4 protein-coding genes are annotated in these 3,207 nt (G+C 71.1%); all 4 read left to right on the forward strand.

All coding sequences use genetic code 11. The features are described from left to right. Positions 1–171 precede the first annotated feature (171 nt). Entirely contained in the window at positions 172–819 is a 648-nt protein-coding gene (locus tag ABZV34_RS37900) for an HD domain-containing protein (protein ID WP_356287369.1), read from the forward strand. Further along, positions 816–1,823 (forward strand): GlxA family transcriptional regulator, encoded by a 1,008-nt coding sequence (locus tag ABZV34_RS37905; RefSeq protein ID WP_356287372.1) that lies wholly within the window; start codon positions 816–818, stop codon positions 1,821–1,823. The genes ABZV34_RS37900 and ABZV34_RS37905 overlap by 4 nt, the downstream gene beginning before the upstream one ends. Before the next feature lie 214 nt (positions 1,824–2,037). After that, positions 2,038–2,448 (forward strand): ester cyclase, encoded by a 411-nt coding sequence (locus tag ABZV34_RS37910; RefSeq protein WP_356287375.1) that lies wholly within the window; start codon positions 2,038–2,040, stop codon positions 2,446–2,448. Between the two features lie 149 nt (positions 2,449–2,597). Beyond that, the coding region (locus ABZV34_RS37915) for a PAS domain-containing protein (protein WP_356287378.1) at positions 2,598–3,207 on the forward strand (610 nt) is incomplete at its 3' end.

A 3,207-nucleotide genomic window follows, 5' to 3' on the forward strand; every position in this document is an offset into this window, starting at 1 on the left:
GCAAAGTCCTCGGGGTGGATCGCCGGTGGTGTCCCGGACCCGGGTGTCCGGATCTGTGGGGCATATGGCTCCAGCGTCATGGCGGCTCCCGCGAAGCGAGCGGAACCTTGAGGAGGAACACCGAAGCTCCCCCGGCCCGGACCGGGGGACGGCAACAAGGAGGCGGATGTGATGTCGAGTCGTACAGACACGGCGGCAGGGGTGACGGTGCCCGACACGCGGCTGGCGCGCGAAGCCACCGCGCTGGTGCGTGACACCTCGACGGAACTCCTCTTCCACCACTCGCGCCGGGTGTTCTGGTTCGGGAGCCTGCAGGGGCGCAACCGGGATCTGAGCTTCGATCCCGAGCTGCTGTACATCGGGGCCATGTTCCACGACCTGGGACTCGCTGAGCGCTTCCACCACAGCGGCCGCCGGTTCGAGGTGGACAGCGCCGACGAGGCCCGCCGGTTCCTGCGGGCGCACGACGTACCCGAGGACAGCATCCGCAGGGTCTGGACGGCCATCGCCCTGCACACCACCCCGGGAGTACCGCAGTTCATGGAACCCGAGGTCGCCCTGGTCACCGCGGGGGTCGAGTACGACGTCCTCGGCATCGGCTACGACGACGTCTCCGACGAGGACCGCGCGGCGATCACCGCCCTGCACCCCCGACCCGACTTCAAGCGCCGCATCCTCGAGTCCTTCACCGAAGGTGTCCGGGACAAGCCGGAGACCACCTTCGGCAACGTCAAGGCCGACGTCCTCGCCCACTACGTCCCCGGGTTCGAGCGCGGAGACTTCGTCAGCACCATCCTCGATTCGCCATGGCCCGAGTGAGGGCCGATCACCGCACGGGCGCGCGGAGTTCGCCCCACACGGTGGCGGTGCTCGCCTTCGACGGAGTGCAACTGCTCGATGTCGCCGGCCCCGCCGAGGTGTTCACCACCGCCAACGAGGACGGTGCCGACTACGACGTACGCATCGTGTCGGAGACCGGGGCGGGCATCCGTACCTCCTCCGGGGTACGGCTCAGCGCCGACACGTCGGCGCCGGAACTGCCCGCGCGGCTCGGGACCCTCGTGGTGCCCGGCCGCCCGGACTGGCGGCGAGCGGTCGACGACCATCGCCTGGTGGCCCTGGTCGCTGCGCTCTCCACGCGTTCGTCGCGCACGGCCTCGGTCTGCGCGGGCGCCTTCCTGCTGGCCGAGGCCGGGATTCTGGAGGGCCGCCGCGCCGCGACCCACTGGCGGCTCGCGGGCGAACTCGCCGCGCGCTACCCCCGCGTACGCGTCGAGGCCGATCCCGTGTTCGTCCAGGACGGCCCTGTCCTGACCTCGGCGGGCGTCACGACCGGCATCGATCTGGCGCTCGCGCTCGTCGAGGCGGATCACGGGGCGGACCTCGCACGCGCCGTCGCCCGGCAACTCGTGGTCTTCATGGCCCGGCCGGCCGGTCAGTCCCAGTTCAGCGCCCGGATGACCCCGCGAGGCTCCGGACATCCCGTGCTGCGCGGGGTCATGGATGCCATCGTGGCCGACCCGGCTCAGGCCCACCACATGGACGCGCTCGCTCTGCAGGCGGGCGTCAGCACCCGGCATCTGAGCCGGCTCTTCCGTGTCGAGGTCGGCATGACACCCGGGCGCTACGTGGAGTTGGTGCGCGTGGAGGCCGCGCAGGCGCTCCTCACGAGCGGTGACGATTCGGTGGACGCCGTCGCCGAGCGGTCCGGCTTCGGTTCCGCCGAATCCATGCGGCGCAGCTTCCAGCACATCATCGGTGTCGCGCCCACGGTCTACCGCGCCCGTTTCCGGACCACGGCGGAGCAGGGGACCCGTGGGTGAGTCCGTCACCGCCCTGTCCGCCCGGGGGCGGCGACGGACTCACGCTCCGGCGCCCTTCACGTCCGTGCCGCCCGACGTGCGGAACGAGGTCACCGCCTCCGGCCCCAGCAGGCCACCCCCGTCCACCAGACCTATCGTGGAGGGGGAGGAACATGCGACCGCACACCCCTCACGTGTGCGCGCCCCGGACCACCCCGACCTCAGGGAGCGCGTCATGCCGCGCAGCAGCAACTTCGCCGTCCTGGAGAACTTCGGATCAGCGGTGAACAGTGACCACCTCGGCGAGCTGGACGAGTACGTCGCGCCCGGCTCCACGGATCACGACCCGGCCCCGGGCCAGGTCCCCGGACCCGAGGGCTACGAGGAGATGTTCGCCACGATGAGACGGGCCTTCCCCGATCTGCACATCGAGGTCGAGCACGTCATGGCCACCGACGACGAGATCGCCTTCGCCTACACCATCACGGGCACACACCTCGGTGAACTGATGGGACACAGCGCCACGGGCAGGACGGTGAGTTACCGGGGCATGCAGATCAGCCGGTTCGCCGACGGGAAAATGGTCGAGCGCTGGGGCAGCAGCGATGAGCTCGGCATGCTGCGCCAGCTCGGTCTCACCCCGTGAGCACCGCAGGCCCTCCCCGAGCGCACCTGCCTCAGGAACGCGTACACGGCGCCGAGTTCGGGTTCTCGGTCCCCGCGTCCCGGTGATCACGGCAGGTGCCGGTTCGGCACCGTCGGGGCGGTGACCGGTCCACTCACCGGGAGACAGCCATGACCACCGACGAGGGAGCCGCGGCCGGCCGGCGGGACGGACTGTGGACCGCGCGCGTCGAGACGGAGGGCATGGCGGCGGCGGTCATCGACGCGGACGGGACCGTCACGGGCTGGACACAAGGCGCCCAACGGCTCCTGGGCTACGCGGCCGAGGAGGTTCTGGGCCTGCCGTTCTCGGACCTGCTGACACCCACCGGCGCGGTCCTGCTGCGTCACCGCCGCGGGCACCTGCTGGAAGGTGAACTGTGCATCACCCGACTGGCTGCACAGGACGGCGCGCCCCGATGGCTGGCCGCGTTCGACCCTCGTCCTGACGCCCGTCGACGGCTCGCGAGCGAGCGGCTCGCCCTGCTGAGCGAGGCCAGCACCCGGATCGGCACCACCCTCGACGTCATGCAGACCGGGCAGGAACTGGCCGACTTCGCCGTCCCGAGACTGGCCGACTACGTCACCGTGGATCTGGCGGAGTCCGTCCCCCTCGGCGAGGAACCCCTGGCGCGGCTGGGAAGGGACGCCGGACGCATTCCCGTCTTCCGCCGGGCGGGGGTGGCATCGATCCACGAAGGCATCCCGGAGGCGTTGTGGGACCGCGGTGAGCCCGTCTTCG

Source organism: Streptomyces sp. NPDC005195 (genome assembly GCF_040608315.1).
GTDB lineage: Bacteria > Actinomycetota > Actinomycetes > Streptomycetales > Streptomycetaceae > Streptomyces > Streptomyces kaempferi.